This is a genomic window from Cupriavidus sp. PET2-C1, from assembly GCF_054515855.1.
Genome location: NZ_CM137259.1, coordinates 3,671,724 through 3,690,600, shown reverse-complemented (window position 1 = coordinate 3,690,600; position 18,877 = coordinate 3,671,724). Strand labels below are relative to the sequence as shown.

At 65.2% G+C, this 18,877-nt stretch carries 17 protein-coding genes; 12 read left to right on the top strand and 5 right to left on the bottom strand.

Annotated features, from left to right (window positions below):
• Nucleotides 1–18: 18 nt before the first annotated feature.
• The 3 genes from tkt to ACX12D_RS16615 all read left to right on the top strand — a co-directional run bounded on the left by tkt (nucleotide 19) and on the right by ACX12D_RS16615 (nucleotide 4,423).
• Nucleotides 19–2,055, top strand: a complete 2,037-nt coding sequence (gene tkt / locus ACX12D_RS16625; protein WP_441633798.1) for a transketolase — start codon at nucleotides 19–21, stop codon at nucleotides 2,053–2,055.
• Between the two features lie 97 nt (nucleotides 2,056–2,152).
• Complete coding sequence (gene gap / locus ACX12D_RS16620; protein ID WP_459371980.1) at nucleotides 2,153–3,151, top strand: type I glyceraldehyde-3-phosphate dehydrogenase; 999 nt, start codon at nucleotides 2,153–2,155, stop codon at nucleotides 3,149–3,151.
• Nucleotides 3,152–3,433: 282 nt separating this feature from the next.
• Entirely contained in the window at nucleotides 3,434–4,423 is a 990-nt protein-coding gene (locus ACX12D_RS16615) for a LysR family transcriptional regulator (protein ID WP_459371979.1), read from the top strand.
• 71 nt (nucleotides 4,424–4,494) lie between these two features.
• On the opposite strand, the gene fur is transcribed toward ACX12D_RS16615, so the two are convergent.
• Nucleotides 4,495–4,926 (bottom strand): ferric iron uptake transcriptional regulator, encoded by a 432-nt coding sequence (fur, locus tag ACX12D_RS16610; RefSeq protein ID WP_441633794.1) that lies wholly within the window; start codon nucleotides 4,924–4,926, stop codon nucleotides 4,495–4,497.
• A gap of 199 nt (nucleotides 4,927–5,125) precedes the next feature.
• Here fur and ACX12D_RS16605 point away from each other — a divergent pair, with 199 nt between their 5' ends.
• The 9 genes from ACX12D_RS16605 to ACX12D_RS16565 all read left to right on the top strand — a co-directional run bounded on the left by ACX12D_RS16605 (nucleotide 5,126) and on the right by ACX12D_RS16565 (nucleotide 15,078).
• Nucleotides 5,126–5,731 carry an outer membrane protein assembly factor BamE gene (locus ACX12D_RS16605; protein WP_459371978.1) on the top strand — a complete coding sequence of 202 codons (606 nt, stop codon included), beginning with the start codon at nucleotides 5,126–5,128 and terminating at the stop codon, nucleotides 5,729–5,731.
• Nucleotides 5,732–5,794: 63 nt separating this feature from the next.
• Nucleotides 5,795–6,592 (top strand): 4-hydroxy-tetrahydrodipicolinate reductase, encoded by a 798-nt coding sequence (dapB, locus tag ACX12D_RS16600; protein ID WP_459371977.1) that lies wholly within the window; start codon nucleotides 5,795–5,797, stop codon nucleotides 6,590–6,592.
• 147 nt (nucleotides 6,593–6,739) lie between these two features.
• Nucleotides 6,740–9,376, top strand: a complete 2,637-nt coding sequence (gene leuS, locus ACX12D_RS16595) for a leucine--tRNA ligase (protein WP_459371976.1) — start codon at nucleotides 6,740–6,742, stop codon at nucleotides 9,374–9,376.
• A gap of 48 nt (nucleotides 9,377–9,424) precedes the next feature.
• Nucleotides 9,425–9,946 (top strand): LPS-assembly lipoprotein LptE, encoded by a 522-nt coding sequence (locus ACX12D_RS16590; protein ID WP_052494686.1) that lies wholly within the window; start codon nucleotides 9,425–9,427, stop codon nucleotides 9,944–9,946.
• A gap of 65 nt (nucleotides 9,947–10,011) precedes the next feature.
• On the top strand, nucleotides 10,012–11,052 hold the full coding sequence (gene holA / locus ACX12D_RS16585) for a DNA polymerase III subunit delta (RefSeq protein ID WP_441633785.1): 1,041 nt from the start codon (nucleotides 10,012–10,014) through the stop codon (nucleotides 11,050–11,052).
• Between the two features lie 109 nt (nucleotides 11,053–11,161).
• Entirely contained in the window at nucleotides 11,162–12,442 is a 1,281-nt protein-coding gene (locus tag ACX12D_RS16580; protein ID WP_459371975.1) for a glutamate-5-semialdehyde dehydrogenase, read from the top strand.
• 109 nt (nucleotides 12,443–12,551) lie between these two features.
• Entirely contained in the window at nucleotides 12,552–12,974 is a 423-nt protein-coding gene (locus ACX12D_RS16575) for a CopD family protein (protein ID WP_459371974.1), read from the top strand.
• 142 nt (nucleotides 12,975–13,116) lie between these two features.
• On the top strand, nucleotides 13,117–13,722 hold the full coding sequence (locus tag ACX12D_RS16570; protein ID WP_459374046.1) for a DsbA family protein: 606 nt from the start codon (nucleotides 13,117–13,119) through the stop codon (nucleotides 13,720–13,722).
• An 81-nt stretch (nucleotides 13,723–13,803) separates the two neighbouring features.
• On the top strand, nucleotides 13,804–15,078 hold the full coding sequence (locus tag ACX12D_RS16565; RefSeq protein WP_150985939.1) for a THUMP domain-containing class I SAM-dependent RNA methyltransferase: 1,275 nt from the start codon (nucleotides 13,804–13,806) through the stop codon (nucleotides 15,076–15,078).
• 43 nt (nucleotides 15,079–15,121) lie between these two features.
• Here the strand turns inward: ACX12D_RS16565 and ACX12D_RS16560 are convergent, their stop codons facing one another.
• The 4 genes from ACX12D_RS16560 to panD form a co-directional block, all read right to left on the bottom strand.
• Nucleotides 15,122–16,168, bottom strand: coding sequence for a response regulator (locus ACX12D_RS16560; protein WP_043349537.1), 1,047 nt, complete (start codon nucleotides 16,166–16,168; stop codon nucleotides 15,122–15,124).
• 304 nt (nucleotides 16,169–16,472) lie between these two features.
• A complete protein-coding gene (locus ACX12D_RS16555) occupies nucleotides 16,473–17,927 on the bottom strand; it encodes an NAD(P)(+) transhydrogenase (Re/Si-specific) subunit beta (RefSeq protein ID WP_459374045.1) in 1,455 nt (484 codons plus the stop codon).
• Nucleotides 17,928–17,929: 2 nt separating this feature from the next.
• Complete coding sequence (locus ACX12D_RS16550) at nucleotides 17,930–18,262, bottom strand: NAD(P) transhydrogenase subunit alpha part 2 (protein ID WP_045240719.1); 333 nt, start codon at nucleotides 18,260–18,262, stop codon at nucleotides 17,930–17,932.
• Between the two features lie 230 nt (nucleotides 18,263–18,492).
• Nucleotides 18,493–18,855: an aspartate 1-decarboxylase gene (gene panD / locus ACX12D_RS16545; RefSeq protein WP_006157598.1), complete on the bottom strand. Its 363-nt coding sequence runs from the start codon at nucleotides 18,853–18,855 to the stop codon at nucleotides 18,493–18,495.
• Nucleotides 18,856–18,877: the final 22 nt, after the last annotated feature.

The following is an 18,877-nucleotide window of genomic DNA, read 5'->3' as shown; positions in this document are numbered from 1 at the left end:
CCGCCAGGTTCCCGCCGCATGTCTCACCTCGCTCATCCCGCCGCCAGTCCGCACGCTTCGCAGCCCGTCCAACTCATGGCCAACGCCATCCGCGTCCTGGCCATGGACGCCGTCCAGCAGGCCAATTCAGGCCACCCCGGCATGCCGATGGGCATGGCGGATATCGCGGTTGCGCTGTGGGGCCGTCATCTGAAGCATAACCCGAGCAACCCCAAGTGGGCTGACCGTGACCGCTTCGTGCTGTCCAACGGCCACGGCTCGATGCTGCTTTACGCGCTGCTGCACCTGACCGGCTATGACCTGCCCTTGGGCGAGCTGAAGAACTTCCGCCAGATGCACAGCAAGACGGCAGGCCACCCGGAATATGGCATCACCCCGGGCGTGGAAACCACCACCGGCCCGCTGGGCCAAGGCCTGACCAACGCGGTCGGCATGGCGCTGGCTGAACGCCTGCTGGGCGAGGAATTCAACCGCCCGGGCTTCGACATCGTCAACCACCACACCTATGTGTTCCTGGGCGACGGCTGCCTGATGGAAGGCATCAGCCACGAGGCCTGCTCGCTGGCCGGCACGCTCAAGCTGAACAAGCTGGTCGCGCTCTGGGACGACAACGGCATCTCGATCGACGGTGACGTGGTGCACTGGTTCGCCGACGACACCCCGAAGCGTTTTGAAGCCTACGGCTGGAATGTGATCCGCGCGGTGGACGGCCATGACGCCGCCGCCGTCGATGCCGCCATCGCCGAAGCCAAGCACAGCGACCGTCCGACCCTGATCTGCTGCCGTACCCTGATCGGCAAGGGCGCGCCCAACAAGGAAGGTGGCCACGATGTGCACGGCGCGCCGCTTGGTGGCGCTGAAATCCTGGCCACGCGCGAAGCGCTGGGCTGGGCCCACGCCCCGTTCGAGCTGCCGGCCGAAGTCTATACGGCATGGGATGCCAAGGCCCGTGGCGGTTCGCTGGAAAAGGCCTGGAACGCGCTGTTCGAGGCTTATGCAGAGCGCTTCCCGTACGAAGCCGGTGAATTCCAGCGCCGCATGCGCGGTGAGCTGCCCGGCGCGTTCGATGCCGCCGTGGACGCGTTCCTGGCCAAGTGCGAGGAAAAGGCAGAAACCATCGCCACCCGCAAGGCCAGCCAGAACACCATCGAGGCGCTCGCGCCGGTGCTGCCGGAATTCCTGGGTGGCTCGGCCGACCTGACCGGCTCCAACCTGACCAACTGGTCCGGCAGCAAGGCCGTGCGCGGCGATGCCTGGGGCAACCACATCAACTACGGCGTGCGCGAGTTCGGCATGAGCGCCATCATGAACGGCATCACGCTGCATGGTGGCTACATCCCTTACGGCGGCACCTTCCTGACCTTCTCCGACTACAGCCGCAATGCCCTGCGCATGGCGGCGCTGATGAAGATCCGCACGCTGTTCGTGTTCACCCACGACTCCATCGGCCTGGGCGAAGACGGCCCGACCCACCAGTCGATCGAACACGTTGCCAGCCTGCGCCTGATCCCCAACATGGACGTGTGGCGTACCGCCGACACCACCGAAACCGCTGTGGCCTGGGCCCAGGCCGTGCGCCGCGAGAACGGCCCGAGCTGCTTGATTTTCAGCCGCCAGAACCTGCCGTTCCAGACGCGTGACGACGCCACTCGTGCCAACATCGCGCGGGGCGGCTACGTGCTGCGCGCCGGCAACAATCCCAAGACCGGCCGTCCGGATGCCGTGATCATCGCCACCGGCTCGGAAGTGGGCCTGGCCGTGGGCGCCGCCGAGCAACTGGCTGCGGACGGCGTGCACGTGCGCGTGGTCTCGGTGCCGGCAACCACGGTATTCGACAAGCAGGACGCTGCCTACAAGGCATCCGTGCTGCCGGCCGGCGTGCCGCGCGTGGCGGTCGAGGCCGGCGTGACGGATTTCTGGTGGAAGTACCAGGTCCAGGCCGTGGTGGGCATCGACACCTTCGGCGAATCGGCCCCCGCTGGCGTATTGTTCAAGCACTTCGGCTTCACGGTCGAGAACGTCGTGCGCACCGTGCGCGACACACTCGGTCAGTAACAGGTATTCCCGGGCCCGCGCAGCGGTCGACTCGGCCGCGCGGGCCGGCAGACGCTTTCCCGCATCCATCGATCGTTAGCCTACTCAGGAGATAAACATGACCATCAAGATCGGCATCAACGGCTTCGGCCGCATCGGGCGCATGGTGTTCCGCGCAGCCGCCGCCAACTTCAAGGAAATCGAAGTCGTCGGCATCAACGACCTGCTCGAACCCGACTACCTGGCTTACATGCTGAAGTACGACTCGGTGCACGGCCGCTTTGACGGCGAAGTGTCGGTCGACGGCAACACCCTGATCGTCAATGGCAAGAAGATCCGCCTGACCGCCGTCAAGGATCCGGCCGAGCTGAAGTGGGGCGAGATCGGCGCCGACGTGGTGATCGAATCCACCGGCATCTTCCTGACCAAGGAAGGCGCGCAGAAGCACATCGACGCGGGCGCCAAGAAGGTGATCATGTCGGCACCGTCCAAGGACGACACCCCGATGTTCGTGTACGGCGTGAACCACGGCACGTACAAGGGCGAGGCGATCATCTCCAACGCCAGCTGCACCACCAACTGCCTGGCGCCGGTCGCCAAGGTGCTGAACGACAAGTGGGGCATCAAGCGCGGCCTGATGACCACCGTGCACGCTACCACCGCCACGCAAAAGACTGTCGACGGCCCGTCCAACAAGGACTGGCGCGGTGGCCGCGGCATCCTGGAAAACATCATCCCGTCGAGCACTGGCGCTGCCAAGGCTGTGGGCGTGGTGATTCCCGAGCTGAACAAGAAGCTGACCGGCATGTCGTTCCGCGTGCCGACCTCCGACGTGTCGGTGGTCGACCTGACCGTCGAGCTGGAAAAGGGTGCCACCTACGCCGAGATCTGCGCCGAAATGAAGGCACAGAGCCAGGGCGCGCTCAAGGGCGTGCTGGGCTACACCGAAGACAAGGTGGTTGCCACGGATTTCCGCGGCGATGCACGCACCTCGATCTTCGACGCTGAAGCCGGCATCGCGCTGGACTCGACCTTCGTCAAGATCGTGAGCTGGTACGACAACGAGTGGGGCTATTCCAACAAGGTGCTGGAAATGGCTCGCGTGGTCGCCAAGTAAGTTTGCCGGGATAGGTTGGTTTGCGCACGGAACAAGGCGGCATTCCCTGGGATGCCGCCTTGTCGTCTGCTTGCAACTCCAGCTATCGGAAGCCTGGGCGGGTCCTTTTGCCAGGATCTTGGCAAAAGGACGAGGCCGGCACGGTGCAGGGGGCTGGCGCGGAATTCCTGTTCCGTTCCCAGCTTTGCTCTTACACTGTGAAAGTGCTGGAAACACCGATGTGCAGCCAATGCAAGTGACGATACGGTCATTCCCAATTCCCAATCCAACCTGGGTGAGATCATGGTGAATGTGGATACCAAGCTGCTCGTGATTTTTACCGAGCTGCTCAGCAAGCGAAACGCGACCTATGTCGCGGAGAAAATGCATATGACCGCGCCTGCGGTTTCGCATTCGCTGGGCCGCCTTCGCGAAATTTTCGACGATCCCCTCTTCATCCGCGTGCCGCACGGCCTGACGCCGACGCCGCGAGCCTTGGAACTGGGGCCGAAGATTCGCGACATGCTGGACCTGTGGTCCTCGATCAACGAGGGCGACGCCGATAACTTCGACCCCGCCACCGCCACCGGCACCCTCAACATCGGCTTTGCCGCCGAGCTGGGCGATACGGTCTTCAACCGCTTTATCCTGCGCATCAAGCAACTGGCGCCGGAGTTGCATATCAAGCTGGTCGAATCCCATTCCTGGGAGTCGGATGTGGCCGCCATGCGCGGCAACGAGCTGGACCTGGCGTTCTCGCCATTCCCGACCCGGCATCCCGAAATCGTGGAAGAGATGGTGACGTCGCTCAACCTCTGGGTTTGCGCGCGTAAAAACCATCCGGTGCTCAAGGGCACCTGCACGCTCGAGCAGTATCTCGACTGCGGCCACATCTTCATGGCGCATTCGGGCGGCAATGGCCGTCCGGCACCGTCGCTGATCCCGCTGGACTACGCGTTGCAGCAGCGCGGGCTAAAGCGCAATGCCACGCTGACGGTGCATTCCTGGCGCGCACAGTCGGAGCTGGCCGCGCAGACCGACATGATCTTCACGGTCAATGCGCTGACCAAGGACATGGCTTGCGAGACCTACGGCCTCAAGGCCTTCCCCTTGCCGGCAGAACTCAACACCACGCTGGGCCTGAACATGTTCTGGCACCGCAGCCGCAACACCCACCCGATGCTGGTGTGGGCACGCGGGCTGTTCCGCCAGGTCGTGGGCGAATTCGTCGGCGTGCCGGCGGTTGCGCGCGGCCTGCACATCGTTGCCGAGCAGGATCATTCGGAATCGTGAAGCAGGCTTGAAATAAAAAAACCGGCGCTGGCGCCGGTTTTTTTATGTTCGCGGGGCAAGCCGCGGCTGGCTTAGCGCTTGGGCCGGTGGGGGCACTCGTGCTTGGTGCAGCTGCCATAGAGCGACAATGCGTGTTCTTGCAGGGCGAAGCCGCGCTCGTTTGCGATGCTTTGCTGGCGACGCTCGATCTCGGAGTCGTAGAATTCCTCCACGCGGCCGCAATCGATGCAGACCAGGTGGTCGTGATGCTTGCCTTCATTCAGCTCGAAAATGGCTTTGCCGGATTCGAAGTTGTTGCGCGACAGCAGTCCAGCCTGCTCGAACTGGGTCAGCACGCGATAGACGGTTGCAAGGCCGATATCCATCTGTTCGTTGAGCAGGATGCGGTAAACGTCTTCCGCACTGAGATGGCGCTGCTCGCTGGTCTGGAAGATCTCGAGGATCTTCAGACGGGGTACGGTCGCTTTAAGACCGATATTTTTGAGGTCCGCCGGACTCGGCATGGGCGTGACTCCCTAGAGTACAATGTCTGGATAATTGAATCATAAGGGTTTTGGCGGCAAAAGTCGCCCCGGCGGTTGCCCGGGGCTCGGTCACCTGCCCTAGGCTGCGCTCGCGATGATCCATCGCCGCTGCCGCCTCATGGCACGCGCCGTGAGGGCCTGAATCGGCACTTTTCTCTCCCTTCTAGAAGCGAGATACATGCGTTCATTTCGTTCGTCCGCCATGCGTCCGACGCTGGTTACTACTGTGCTGGCTGCAGCTACCCTGCTAACGGCTGCGTGTTCCACCTATGACAATACGTCGCGCAAGGTCGCCAACGCGATCACGCCGTACCGTATCAATATCGTGCAAGGCAACTTTGTCTCGCGTGAAGCCGCCGCCCAGTTGCGTGAAGGCATGACGCGCGAGCAGGTCAAGTTCCTGCTCGGCACGCCGCTGCTGGCCGATGTGTTCCACGGCAATCGCTGGGACTACGTGTTCTCGTTCCGCCGCGGCAATACGCCGGTGGTGCAGCAGCGCCGCTATACCGTGTTCTTCGATGGCGACAAGCTGGTCAAGTTCGGTGGCGACGAATTGCCGTCCGAATACGAGCTGATCGCCGAAATCGACGGCATGAAGGCCATGCAGTTGGGCAAGGCACCGACGCCTAAGGCACCGGCCGAAACCGTTGCCGCGGCATCTGAAGTGGCTGCAGCCCCGGCCGCAGCACCGGAAGCGGCTCCCGCCGCAGCGCCTGCGCCGGCAGCGCCGGCTGCCGCCGCCTCGTCCGGCGCGGCCGGTGGCCCCGCCAGCCCGACCAACTGAGCCTTCAGGCCCGAATGCCGGCCGCGTCACGCGGCCGGCTTGTATTTTGACTGCTGACACGCCATGAATATCGCCATCGCAGGTGCCTCCGGCCGCATGGGCCGTATGCTGATCGAACACGTACTCGCCACCGAAGGCGTCACCCTGTCGGGCGCGCTGGATGTGCCGGGCGCCCCGGCGCTGGGCCAGGATGCCGGGCTGCTGCTGGGCCGCGCCACGGGCGTGGTGATCACCTCGGATATCGAGACCGCCCTCGCTGGCGCCGACTGCCTGATCGACTTCACCCGGCCCGAGGGCACGCTCGTGCACCTGGCAGCGGCCAGGCGCCTGGGCGTCAAGGTGGTCACCGGCACCACCGGGTTTGACGACGCCGGCCGTGCCGCCATCGCCGAGGCTGCCAAGCACATTGGCGTGGTGTTCTCCGCCAATATGAGCGTGGGCGTCAATGCCACGTTCAAACTGCTGGAAGTTGCCGCCAAGCTGCTGTCTTCCGGCTACGACATCGAAGTCATCGAGGCGCACCACCGCCATAAGGTGGATGCCCCGTCGGGCACCGCGCTGGCGATGGGCGAGGTGGTGGCCAAGGCACTGGGCCGCGATCTGAAGACCTGCGGCGTGTTTGCCCGCGAAGGCCACACCGGCCCGCGCGACCCCAATTCCATTGGCTTTGCCACCGTGCGCGGCGGCGATATCGTGGGCGACCACACCGTGATGTTCGCCGGCATCGGCGAGCGCATCGAGATCACGCACAAGTCGTCCAGCCGCCAGTCATATGCCGAAGGCGCGCTACGCGCAGCGCGCTTCCTCGCCGACAAGCCCACCGGGCTGTTCGACATGCAGGACGTGCTTGGCCTGAAGTAAGGCCCCCGGCACGCCCTGCGCCGCAAGTGCCGACGGTTATAATCGGCACTTTCGCCGTTCCAGCGCAGGCGGGCGCCGCAAGGCTTGCCCGCCGCTTATCTTTTCCACGCTTTTCGCACGCCGACGCACCGCGCCGTTGTCCTGAACATGCAAGACAAATACCTTCCCTCAGCCGTTGAACAAGCCGCCCAGCAACACTGGCAAGCCATCGATGCGTACCGCGTATCGGAAGAGGCGAAGCTGGCCGACGGCAGCGAGAAGCCGAAGTTCTATGCCTGCTCGATGCTGCCTTACCCGTCGGGCAAGCTGCATATGGGCCACGTGCGCAACTACACCATCAACGACATGATGGCGCGCCATCTGCGCATGAACGGGCACAACGTGCTGATGCCGATGGGTTGGGACGCGTTCGGCATGCCGGCGGAAAACGCCGCGCTCAACAATGGCGTGGCGCCGGCGGCCTGGACCTACAACAACATCGCTGAAATGAAGCGGCAGATGCAGTCGATGGGCCTGGCCATCGACTGGTCGCGCGAAGTCGCCACCTGCAGCCCGGACTACTACCGCTGGAACCAGTGGCTGTTCCTCAAGATGCTGGAAAAGGGCATCGCCTACCGCAAGACTGGCACGGTGAACTGGGATCCGGTCGACCAGACCGTGCTGGCCAACGAGCAGGTCATTGACGGGCGCGGCTGGCGCTCGGGCGCGCTGGTTGAAAAGCGCGAGATCCCGATGTACTACCTGCGCATCACCGACTACGCCGAGGAACTGCTCGGCGATCTGGACGGCCTGGGCTGGCCCGAGCGCGTCAAGATCATGCAGCAGAACTGGATCGGCAAGAGCGTGGGCGTGCGCTTCGGGTTTCCGCATGCCATCGCCGGTGACGACGGCAAGCTGATCGGCGACGGCAAGCTCTATGTGTTCACCACGCGCGCCGACACCATCATGGGCGTGACTTTCTGCGCGGTCGCCGCCGAGCACCCGCTGGCCACCCATGCCGCCGCGACCAATCCTGAGCTGGCCGCCTTCATCAACGAGTGCAAGCACGGCTCGGTGATGGAAGCCGATATGGCGACGATGGAAAAGAAGGGCATGCCCACCGGCCTGAAGGTGCTGCACCCCCTTACCGGTGAGCAGGTCGAGGTGTGGGTTGGCAACTACGTGCTGATGAGCTATGGCGACGGCGCTGTGATGGGCGTGCCCGCACACGACGAGCGCGACTTTGCCTTTGCCAACAAGTACGGCTTGCCGATCAAGCAAGTGATCGACATGGCTGACGCGAAAAAGGGCCAGCCGTTCTCCACCGAAGCCTGGCAGGAGTGGTATGGCGACAAGGAGCACGGCACCTGCATCCATAGCGGCAAATACGACGGACTGGACTACAAGGCTGCGGTGGAAGCCATCGCAGCCGATCTCGGTGCCAAGGACCTGGGCGAGAAGAAGATCACCTGGCGCCTGCGCGACTGGGGCATCTCGCGCCAGCGCTACTGGGGCACGCCGATCCCGCTGATCCATTGCGACGACTGCGGCGTGGTGCCGGTGCCGGAGCAGGACCTGCCGGTGGTGCTGCCGGAAGACCTGGTGCCGGACGGCACCGGCAACCCGCTGGCCAAGGATCCGCGTTTCCTCGCGTGCACCTGCCCGTCGTGCGGCAAGCCGGCGCGCCGCGAGACCGACACCATGGATACCTTCATCGATTCGTGCTGGTATTACATGCGCTATACCTGCCCGGACGCGGCCACCATGGTCGATGCGCGCAACGATTACTGGATGCCGATGGACCAGTACATCGGCGGCATCGAGCACGCGATCCTTCACCTGCTGTACGCCCGCTTCTGGACCAAGGTCATGCGCGACATGGGCCTGGTCACGTTCAACGAGCCGTTCTCCAACCTGCTCACGCAGGGCATGGTGCTCAACGATACCTACTACCGCGAGGACGCGGCCGGCAAGAAGACCTGGTTCAACCCGGCCGAAGTCGACGTCAGCACCGACGAGCGCGGCCGCCCGCTGGGCGCCGTGCTCAAGGCGGATGGCCAGCCGGTGGTGATCGGCGGCGTGGAGAAGATGTCGAAGTCCAAGAACAACGGCATTGACCCGCAGGCCCTGATCGACCAGTACGGCGCCGACACCGCGCGCCTGTTCGTCATGTTCGCCGCGCCGCCCGAGCAGCAGCTCGAGTGGAGCGGCTCGGGCGTGGAGGGCGCTTCGCGCTTCCTGCGCCGGGTGTGGAACTACGGCTATGCCAACGCCGAGGCGATTGCCGCGGCGGGCAATGCCGCGGCGTCCGGCGACGCCGACGCAGCGCTGCGCCGCGAGATCCACGGCGTGCTCAAGCAGGCCAACTACGACTATCAGCGCATCCAGTACAACACCGTGGTGTCCGCCACCATGAAGATGCTCAACGCGCTGGAAGACGCCAAGCAGGCCACGCCCGCCGCGCGCCGCGAGGGCCTGGGCATCCTGCTGCGCGTGCTGTACCCGGTGGTGCCGCACGTCACCCACGGGCTGTGGCAAGCGCTCGGCTACGCCACGCAGTACGGCGACTTGCTCGACGCAGCCTGGCCGCAGGTGGACGAATCCGCGCTGGTGCAAAGCGAGCTGGACCTCGTGCTGCAGATCAACGGCAAGGTGCGCGGCAGCCTGAAGGTGCCGGCCGATGCCGACCGCGCCGCCATCGAGGCCATGGCTGCCGCCAGCGAGATCGTTGCCAAGTTCGCTGACGGCGCCGCGCCGAAGAAGATCGTGGTGGTCCCGGGCCGCCTCGTTAATGTGGTTCTTTAACGCGACGCTGTAACCAGCGCCAGAGAAGCCAACAAGGGAGCTGCCCAAATGGATGGACAGAAGCTGGATCGACCGCTGCAGGGCCGCCGCAAGGTCCTGGCCACGCTGCTGCTGGCCGGCCTGCTGGGCGGCTGCGGGTTTCACATGCGCGGCAACGCGGACTTCGCATTCAAGCGGCTGTATGTGAGCATTCCGCCCAATACGCTGATGGGCTCCGATTTGCGCCGCGCCATCCGCAACGGGTCGGACACGCAGATCGTGACCGACCCGAAAGAAGCGGATGCCCTGCTCGATGTGCTGCAGGACACGCGTACCAAGACGGTGCTGTCGATCACCACCACCGGCGTGGTGCGCGAGTATCGCCTGACGCAGCGCTTCACCTTCCGCCTGCGTGACGCCGGCGGCCAGGAGCTGATCGCGCCGTCGCAACTGGTGCTCACGCGCGACCTGACCTACAACGAAGCCAACACGCTGGCCAAGGACTACGAAGAGCAGCAGCTCTATCGCGACATGCAGCGTGACATCGTGCAGCAGCTGATTCGCCGGCTGAGCGCGGTCAAGGCCATCTGAGCGGCGCGGAAAGCGCCTGCCAGACAAGCCCAATACGGCAAGGACAGAGGAACGAAGCGCACGGCATGCAGCTCAAGCTCGATGGACTCGAAGCGCACCTGCGCCAGGCCAAGGGACGCGGCCTGGCACCGCTCTACGTGGTGCATGGCGACGAGCACCTGCTGGTGCTCGAGGCGGTCGACCGCCTGCGCCAGGCTGCGCGCGAGGCCGGCTTCACGGAGCGCGAGGTGCTGTCCTCCGAGCGCGGCTTCAACTGGGGCCACGTGGTCCAGGCGCAGCAATCGATGTCGCTGTTCGGCGACCGCAAGATCGTCGAGCTGCGGATTCCCTCCGGCAAGCCCGGCAAGGATGGCGGCGAGGCGCTGCGCGCGGTGGCTGCCCAGCCCTCGCCGGACGTGGTCATGTTCATCACGCTGCCGCGGCTGGACTTCGCCACGGCCAAGTCGGCCTGGTTCCAGGCGCTGGACGCCGCCGGCGTGTCGATCAAGGTCGATTCCGTCGACCGCACCCGGCTGCCGGCCTGGGTCGGCGAGCGGCTGGCGCTGCAGCAGCAGCGGGTCGAGCCCGGTGAACCGGGGCGGCGCGCGCTGCAGTTCATCGCCGACAAGGTCGAAGGCAACCTGCTGGCCGCGCACCAGGAAATCCAGAAGCTCGGGCTGCTGTACCCCGCTGGTCCGCTGACCTTCGAGCAGGTGCACGATGCGGTGCTCAACGTGGCCCGCTACGACGTCTTCAAGCTCTCCGAAGCCATGCTCAGCGGCGACGTGCCGCGCCTGGTGCGCATGCTCGAAGGGCTGCGCGGGGAGGGCGAGGCCACGGTGCTGGTGCTGTGGGCGCTGACCGAGGAAATTCGCGTATTATCCAAGGTCCGGCAAGGGTTGGCGGCAGGCAAGCAGATCGGTGTCCTGACGCGTGAACTGCGTATCTGGGGCCCGCGCGAAAAGCTGGTGCCGCAGGCCGCGCAGCGCCTCTCGCTGGCGCAGCTGGAAGCTGCGCTGGGCATGGCCGCCAAGCTGGACCGGCAGGTCAAGGGCCTGCGCGCCGAAGGCATGCCGGCGGAGCCCTGGGATGGCCTGCTGCAGCTGGCGCTGTCCATCGCCCGGTAAGCCCGCGTAGCCTGAGCGTGGTCATTGGCGATCACTGCCAGCGACCCGCATAGCCAGCCGTAGCCGACAAAAAACCAAGCATTGAGGGCCGGGTCCCCTGGCCAGGAATATGAACGAGCTCGATCTCAAGCAGTACATGGACCGCGTCGGCCAGCAGGCCCGCGCCGCCTCCCGCGCCATGGCGCGCGCCTCCACCGCGGACAAGAACCGCGCCCTGCTGACCATCGCCGCCGCCATCCGCCGCGACGCCGCGCACCTCAAGGCCGTGAACGCCGGCGATGTGGAGCGTGCCCGCGCCAACGGCCAGGACGCCGCTTTCATCGACCGCCTGACGCTCTCGGACAAGGCGATCGACACCATGGCCGCCGGCCTGGAACAGATCGCCGCGCTGGCAGACCCGATCGGCGAGATCAGCAACATGAAATTCCGTCCCACCGGCATCCAGGTGGGCCAGATGCGGGTGCCGCTGGGCGTCATCGGCATCATCTACGAGTCGCGTCCCAACGTGACCATCGACGCAGCCGCGCTGTGCCTGAAGTCGGGCAACGCCACCATCCTGCGCGGCGGCTCCGAGGCGATCGATTCCAATACCGCGCTCGCCGCCCTGGTGGCCGAGGGCCTGGCCGCCGCCGGCCTGCCGCCCGAAGCGGTGCAGGTGATCTCGACCACCGACCGCGCCGCGGTTGGCCGCCTCGTCACCATGACCGAATATGTCGACGTGATCGTGCCGCGCGGCGGCAAGAGCCTGATCGCGCGCCTGATGGCAGAAGCGCGGGTGCCCATGATCAAGCACCTGGACGGCATCTGCCACGTCTATATCGATGTCGACGCGGACCTGGACAAGGCAGTGCGCGTTGCCGACAACGCCAAGACCCAGCGCTACGCGCCCTGCAACACCATGGAAACGCTGCTGGTCGCGCGCGATGTCGCCGCCGCGGCGCTGCCGCCGCTGTGCCGCATCTACCAGGAAAAGGGCGTGGAGCTGCGCGTGTGCGCCGCCACCCGCGCCACGCTGGAAGCCGCCGGTTTCACCGGCCTGGTCGACGCCACCGAAGAAGACTGGCGGCTCGAGTACCTGGCGCCGGTGCTGGCGATCCGCACCGTGGCCGGGCTGGACGAGGCCATCGAGCACATCAACACCTACGGCTCGGCGCATACCGATTCCATCATCACCGAGGACTACACCACCGGCATGCGCTTCCTGCGCGAGGTGGACTCGGCCAGCGTGATGATCAATGCGTCGACGCGCTTTGCCGATGGCTTCGAGTACGGCCTGGGCGCCGAGATCGGCATCTCCAACGACAAGCTGCACGCGCGCGGCCCGGTCGGTCTGGAAGGCCTGACCTCGCTGAAGTACGTGGTGTTCGGCCACGGCGAGATCCGTACCTGAGCGGGAGGCGGCACGCGTTCTGTGCCAGCTCCCGTTGCGCATCCCCACCGTTTCACCATTTCACCGTTCCCATGCGTTCCCATGGGAACCCAACCAGAAAAAAGGCCAGATGCTCTGGGTTAAAGCGCTGCACATCGTTTTCGTTGTCTCCTGGTTCGCCGGCCTGTTCTACCTGCCTCGCATCTTCGTCAACCTCGCCATGGAGCGCGAGCCGGCCAGCGTGCAGCGCCTGCTGCTGATGGCGCGCAAGCTCTACCGCTTCATGACCATGCTGGCGGTGCCGGCGCTGGTGTTCGGGCTGTGGCTGTATATCGGCTACGGGATCGGGCGCGGTCCGGGGCAGGGCTGGATGCATGCCAAGCTGGCGCTGGTGGTGGTGCTGATCGGCTATCACCATGGCTGCGGCGTGCTGCTCAGGAAGTTCGAGGGCGGGCGCAATACGCGGTCGCACACCTTCTATCGCTGGTTCAATGAGTTGCCGGTGCTGGTGCTGCTGGCGGTGGTGATCCTGGTGGTGGTCAAGCCGTTCTGACGCGCGTTGGCCGGCGGCCGCGCGCATCGCCTGCGCGGGCCGCCGGGTTTGGGTTTTTTCTCGTATCGTATTGAATTCGTTTCACGCAGCATTGCCGCATTCACCGCGCGGTTGTCTCGCCCCACTCCGTCCAGAGGACATGATGAGCAAGCAGGTCGACTACTACCTCACCCCGCAATCGCCTTTCGTCTACCTTGGCCACGAACGCTTCACCGCGATTGCGGCCAAGCATGGCGTGCAAGTCAATATCAAGCCCTGCGACCTGGGCCGCGTGTTCTCTGTTTCGGGGGGCTTGCCGCTGGCGCAGCGTCCGCCGCAGCGCCAGGCCTACCGCCTGGTCGAGCTGGCCCGCTGGAGCGAGTTTCTTGGCCTGCCGCTGAACCCGCAGCCGACCTTTTTCCCGGTCTCCGGCGATGCCGCCAGCAAGCTGGTCATCGCCGTGCAGCTGGCCCATGGCACCGCCCGCGCGATGGCGCTGATCGGCGTCATTGGCCGCGCCCTGTGGGCCGAGCAGCGCAATATCGCTGACGCCGCCACGCTGGCGCAGCTGGCCGACAGCATCGGCCTGGAAGGCGCGGCGCTGCTCAAGGCGAGCGACGCGCAGGCTGTCCAGGCCGCCTATACGCAGCACACCCAGGACGCGGTTTCCGTCGGCGTGTTCGGCGCACCGTGGTACGTCTATGACGGCCAGCCTTTCTGGGGCCAGGACCGCCTGGACTTCCTCGATCGCGCCCTAGCGGCGGGCTGAAGCCCCGGAGCGCGGTACACTGCGCGCTATCCGACCCCGTCCGCTACGGCGGACGTTTTTGTTTGCAGGAATTCCCAAGCCATGTCCCAAGCCTTTTTTGCCTCCTGCCCGCGCGGCCTCGAGAGCGCACTTGCCGAAGAGTTGCACGAGATCGCAGCCCGGCCCGGCCTGGCCAGGCTCGCCCCCATCCAGGTCCATCGCGAAATGCCCGGTGGCGTCACTTTCTCGGGCGAGATGGCCGCGGCCTACGCAGTCAACCTGCACTCGCGCATTGCCAGCCGGGTGCTGATGCGGGTCGCCAACCGCGGTTACCGGCGCGAAGACGACATCTATGATCTGGTGCGCGCTCAGCGCTGGGATCATTGGTTCACGCCGGATGAGACGCTCCGGGTGGACGTTACGTCGCATCGCTCGCCGCTGCAGAGCCTGAATTTCATCGCCCTGCGTATCAAGGACGGCGTTTGCGACGCCATGCGCGAGCGCTCGGGCGAGCGGCCCAGCGTCGATACCGTAAATCCGGATGTGCGGATCTATGCCCACCTGACCGAGCACGATTGCACGCTCTACCTCGACACTTCGGGCGATCCGCTGTTCAAGCGGGGCTGGCGCCTGGAGAAGGGCGAAGCGCCACTGAAGGAAAACCTGGCCGCCGGCATCCTGCGCCTGGCCGGCTGGGTGCCAGGCCAGACCGAACGCCCGTTCTACGATCCGATGTGCGGCAGCGGCACCTTCCTGGTGGAAGCGGCCCAGGTGGCCCTTGGCCTTGCGCCTGGCGCCAACCGCAGCTTTGGCTTCGAGCGCCTGAAGGGCGCCGACAACAAGACGTGGAACGCGCTGAAGGCGGCTGCGCGGGATGACGAGGAGGCCGCGCGCAAGCGCGTCGCGTCCGAGCCCCTGGAACTCGCCGGCAGCGATATTTCCACTGACCTGCTGTCGATGTCGCAAGCCAACTGGGAACGCGCGGGCTTGCCCGGCGAAGTGCGGTTGAAGCAGGTGGATGCGCGCTTTGCGCAGCCGCCGTTCGCGGCACCCGGCCTGATGCTGATGAATCCGCCGTATGGCGAGCGGATTGCCGTGCGGGGAGAACGCCGGCGGCCGATGGACGAAGCACCGGTCGACGAGATCGACGACGAAGCCGCCAATCAGTTCGCCAGCGCCTTTGCCACCACGCTCAAACAGCATTTCGCCGGCTGGCAGGCATGGGTGTTTACTGGCGACCTGACGCTGCCGCGCCGCCTGCGGCTCAAGGAGTCGCGCCGCACGCCGCTGTACAACGGCAATATCGAGTGCCGGCTGTTCCGTTTCGACATGGTGCGAGGCGGCAATCGCAACGCCCCGGCGCAACCTTCAGCCTGATGCGGCACGCGCAGGAGAGCGAGCCTCTCCTGCGCTGTATGGCTCAGCGCGCTGCGCGCCCGGTGACCCGCTCGGGGTGACGGGCGAAATCGTCCAGGAAGCCCTGGAAGCTGACCACCGGCTCCTGCAGCAGATGGCGCGGCAGGTCGAACAGCGCGTAGAAATAATCCTCACGCCCTTCGCAGCGCTCGGCCGGCAGGCAATATTGCTCCCAATCGATGCAGGCCGGCGTGTACATGCCGTTGCCTGGCCAGAAGAAAGGCACGATGCGGCCCTCGCGCAGTCCCTCGATCAGGGCCGCCGGCGCATCGTAAGCCTCTGCGGATTCCACCTGGTTGATCAGGCCGGCGCGTGTCTCGATCACCATCAGCGTGGCCTGGCCCTGCGCCGTCAGCATCAGGATGCCGGCCGGGTTGGGGTAGAGGTAGTACTCGACAAAGCCGTAGCGCGCGGTGACCTGGCGCACCCGCTCGCAGATCGCGGGGTCCGACAGGAAGGAAAACGAGTGGCGCGTCAGCAGGTCGCGCAGCGTGCGCGACAGGGTGGCGAAATACTGCTGCTGGAGTGCGTCGATCTCCTGGTCCAGCCGCTCGACCATGTTGCTGTCATGCTTCTTCACGTAGCGGTCGATCAGCCCATGGTTGAAGCCCTGCACGGCAATGCCTTCGTCGGCGGTGCCGGTCAGCAGGATGGTTTTGCACGGCAGATCCTGCAGGGCCTGGCAGAACTCCAGCCCGTTCATCTGCGGCATCGAATAATCGACCACGATCACGCCTGGCTGCACAAAGCGGTTGTAGTCGTGGATTTGCCGGTAGATACGGTCGATATCGAGCTGCACGGTGCGCCGCTCGGTCAGGAAGGTCAGGTCGTCGTGCGTGACCCGCACGGGCAGGAAGCCGGTCGAGCGCGTGGTGTAGGTCTCGCGGATCCATTGCAGGGCTTCGCGGGGATCGGTGAAGGTCACCACCGGCCGCGACGGATCCATCTGGAACGCCAGGCTGTCGATGAACGATTTACTGTCGTCGACGAGCACCGTGAGGATCGGGTGATGGAAGACCGACAGATTCCTGTCCTGGGGGTTGAATGTCATGTTGCGTTCGGCTCCGGTGTCGGCAGACACTTCGGGCGGGTGGTTTGGCGCGGCTGGGGATCCGGCGCGGCAAGGCCAGCGGACGGATCGGTTCGGAGCGGCCCACCGCGCTGGACTACACCTGGCCCTTTTTGGATGACCGGCGTGTGCCATGGCCGGTGACCGGAAACCAGTATAGCGCGCTAGCGCTCCCGCGCAACCGGACCTCGACGGGGTGGAAAAAAGCGCGACAGCGTCGCGCTTCGTCGCTCTCCTCGCGGCACCGGAAACGGGCGGGTGCCCGTTTCCGGTGCTTCCGGCGTGCTTACTCGACCGCCTTGCCCATGTCTTCCACCACCTTCTTGGCGTCGCCGAACACCATCATGGTCTTGTCCATGTAGAACAGTTCGTTGTCCAGGCCCGCGTAGCCGGCGGCCATCGAACGCTTGTTCACGATGATGGTCTTGGCCTTGTAGGCTTCCAGGATCGGCATGCCGGCAATCGGCGAGTTGGGATCGGTCTTGGCGGCCGGGTTCACCACGTCGTTGGCGCCCAGCACCAGCACCACATCCGCCTGGCCGAACTCGCTGTTGATGTCCTCCATCTCGAACACCTGGTCGTAAGGCACCTCGGCCTCGGCCAGCAGCACGTTCATGTGGCCCGGCATGCGGCCCGCCACCGGGTGGATGGCGTACTTCACCGTCACGCCTTTCTCGACCAGCTTCTCGGTCAGTTCCTTGAGCGCATGCTGCGCGCGCGCCACCGCCAGGCCATAGCCCGGGACGATGATCACGGTCTCGGCATTGCCCATCAGGAAGGCCGCGTCGTCGGCCGAGCCGGACTTCACGTTGCGCTGCGCCTGGCCGCCGGCAGCGGCCGCCGCGGGCGCGCCGCCAAAGCCGCCAAGCAGCACATTGAAGAACGAGCGGTTCATCGCCTTGCACATGATGTACGAGAGGATGGCGCCGCTTGACCCCACCAGCGAGCCGGCGATGATCAGCATCGGGTTGTTCAGCGAAAAGCCGATGCCCGCCGCCGCCCAGCCCGAGTACGAGTTGAGCATCGACACCACCACCGGCATGTCGGCGCCGCCGATCGGGATGATGATCAGCACGCCCAGTACAAAGGCGATCGCCAGCATCAGCAGGAAGGGCAGCCAGTCCTGCGACAGGCAGAAGATGATGCCGAAGCCGATCATGGCCACGGCCAGCAGCAGGTTCAGCAGATGCTGCCCGGCGAAGGACACCGGTGCGCCCTGGAACAGGCGGAACTTGTACTTGCCCGACAGCTTGCCGAAGGCGATCACCGAACCGGAGAAGGTGATGGCCCCCACGAAGCAGCCGATGAACAGCTCGATGCGGTTGCCAAACGGGATATCGTGCGAGCCCGGCGGCGTGATGCTGAACGCCGACGGCTCGGCCACCACGGCCACCGCGATGCAGACCGCGGCCATACCGATCAGCGAGTGCATGGCGGCTACCAGTTCGGGCATCTTGGTCATCTCGACCCGTCGCGCCACGAAGGCACCGATGCCGCCGCCGACCACCAGCGCGCCAAAGATCAGCGCCATGCCTTCGGCAACCGACGACTGGCCCGCGCCGATGGCCAGGAACTCATTCTTGAGCTTGACGATCAGCACCAGCGTGGTCACCGCGGCGATGGCCATGCCGATCATGCCGAAGGCGTTGCCGCGCCGCGCGGAACTGGGATGGGACAGGCCCTTCAACGCCTGGATGAAGCAGACCGAGGCGAGCAGGTAGAGCAGGGTGACGAGGTTCATGCTCACTTGGCGCCCTCCTCATGACCCTTGCCGGCCTTGGCCTTGGGTTCCTTTTTCTTGAACATCTCCAGCATGCGCTGCGTCACCAGGAAGCCACCGAACACGTTGACCGCGGCGAGCGCAACTGCCAGCGTGCCCATGGTGCGGCCCACGGGGCCCTCGGTCAGGCCGGCAGCCAGCATGGCGCCGACGATGATGATGGCCGAGATCGCATTGGTCACGGCCATCAGCGGGGTGTGCAGGGCGGGCGTCACCGTCCAGACCACGTGGTAGCCCACGTAGATCGCCAGCACGAAGATGATCAGGTTGATCACCGTGTGGTTCACCATTTCCATCGACTTCTCCTCCGTTGCTTGAATGCCTTGCTGCGCGGTTGTCCCGTGTTCTTTTGCCTGGCCAGGCGCCTGTGAGCGCCTACTGCATCGATGCCCCGCCTGGTGCCGCGTTGTCGTCTGTCGCGTCGGTACCCTCGCCCCAGGGGCGACGGTACGGCTGAATCCGAAAATGGCATGCCGGATGCGGGCATCGCACCGGCGTTGGCTCCCGGCGCGATGTCCTCATCCGCTTACACCTTCTTGATTTCCTTGATGGCGTTGTTGTCGTCCACCAGGATGATCTTCGGCTTGTAGGTGGCGATCTCTTCATCGCTCATCGGCGCGTAGGTGCAGATGATGAGATGGTCGCCCAGGTGCGCGCGCCGCGCGGCAGCACCGTTGAGCGAGATCTCGCCGCTGCCGCGGACGCCCTTGATGATGTAGGTGGAGAAGCGCTCGCCATTGTTGACGTTGTATAGCTCGATTTTCTCGAACTCCTTCATGTCGGCCGCTTCGAGCAGATTCTCGTCGATGCCGCATGACCCCTCATAGTTGAGGTCCGCCTGTGTCACGGTGACACGATGGAGCTTGGCGCGGAGCATGATGCGTTGCATGGGTGATACGTCCTTGGTTGAT

Excerpts from the sequence above, each read along its gene's own strand:
- tkt (WP_441633798.1), top strand. The coding sequence starts at position 19 with ATGTCTCACCTCGCTCATCCCGCCGCCAGTCCGCACGCTTCGCAGCCC.
- ACX12D_RS16550 (WP_045240719.1), bottom strand. The coding sequence starts at position 18,262 with ATGGAAATGGTGAACCACACGGTGATCAACCTGATCATCTTCGTGCTG.
- ACX12D_RS16605 (WP_459371978.1), top strand. The coding sequence starts at position 5,126 with ATGCGTTCATTTCGTTCGTCCGCCATGCGTCCGACGCTGGTTACTACT.
- ACX12D_RS16570 (WP_459374046.1), top strand. The coding sequence starts at position 13,117 with ATGAGCAAGCAGGTCGACTACTACCTCACCCCGCAATCGCCTTTCGTC.
- holA (WP_441633785.1), top strand. The coding sequence starts at position 10,012 with ATGCAGCTCAAGCTCGATGGACTCGAAGCGCACCTGCGCCAGGCCAAG.
- ACX12D_RS16590 (WP_052494686.1), top strand. The coding sequence starts at position 9,425 with ATGGATGGACAGAAGCTGGATCGACCGCTGCAGGGCCGCCGCAAGGTC.
- fur (WP_441633794.1), bottom strand. The coding sequence starts at position 4,926 with ATGCCGAGTCCGGCGGACCTCAAAAATATCGGTCTTAAAGCGACCGTA.
- ACX12D_RS16575 (WP_459371974.1), top strand. The coding sequence starts at position 12,552 with ATGCTCTGGGTTAAAGCGCTGCACATCGTTTTCGTTGTCTCCTGGTTC.
- ACX12D_RS16565 (WP_150985939.1), top strand. The coding sequence starts at position 13,804 with ATGTCCCAAGCCTTTTTTGCCTCCTGCCCGCGCGGCCTCGAGAGCGCA.
- ACX12D_RS16560 (WP_043349537.1), bottom strand. The coding sequence starts at position 16,168 with ATGACATTCAACCCCCAGGACAGGAATCTGTCGGTCTTCCATCACCCG.
- ACX12D_RS16615 (WP_459371979.1), top strand. The coding sequence starts at position 3,434 with ATGGTGAATGTGGATACCAAGCTGCTCGTGATTTTTACCGAGCTGCTC.
- dapB (WP_459371977.1), top strand. The coding sequence starts at position 5,795 with ATGAATATCGCCATCGCAGGTGCCTCCGGCCGCATGGGCCGTATGCTG.
- panD (WP_006157598.1), bottom strand. The coding sequence starts at position 18,855 with ATGCAACGCATCATGCTCCGCGCCAAGCTCCATCGTGTCACCGTGACA.
- leuS (WP_459371976.1), top strand. The coding sequence starts at position 6,740 with ATGCAAGACAAATACCTTCCCTCAGCCGTTGAACAAGCCGCCCAGCAA.
- gap (WP_459371980.1), top strand. The coding sequence starts at position 2,153 with ATGACCATCAAGATCGGCATCAACGGCTTCGGCCGCATCGGGCGCATG.
- ACX12D_RS16555 (WP_459374045.1), bottom strand. The coding sequence starts at position 17,927 with ATGAACCTCGTCACCCTGCTCTACCTGCTCGCCTCGGTCTGCTTCATC.
- ACX12D_RS16580 (WP_459371975.1), top strand. The coding sequence starts at position 11,162 with ATGAACGAGCTCGATCTCAAGCAGTACATGGACCGCGTCGGCCAGCAG.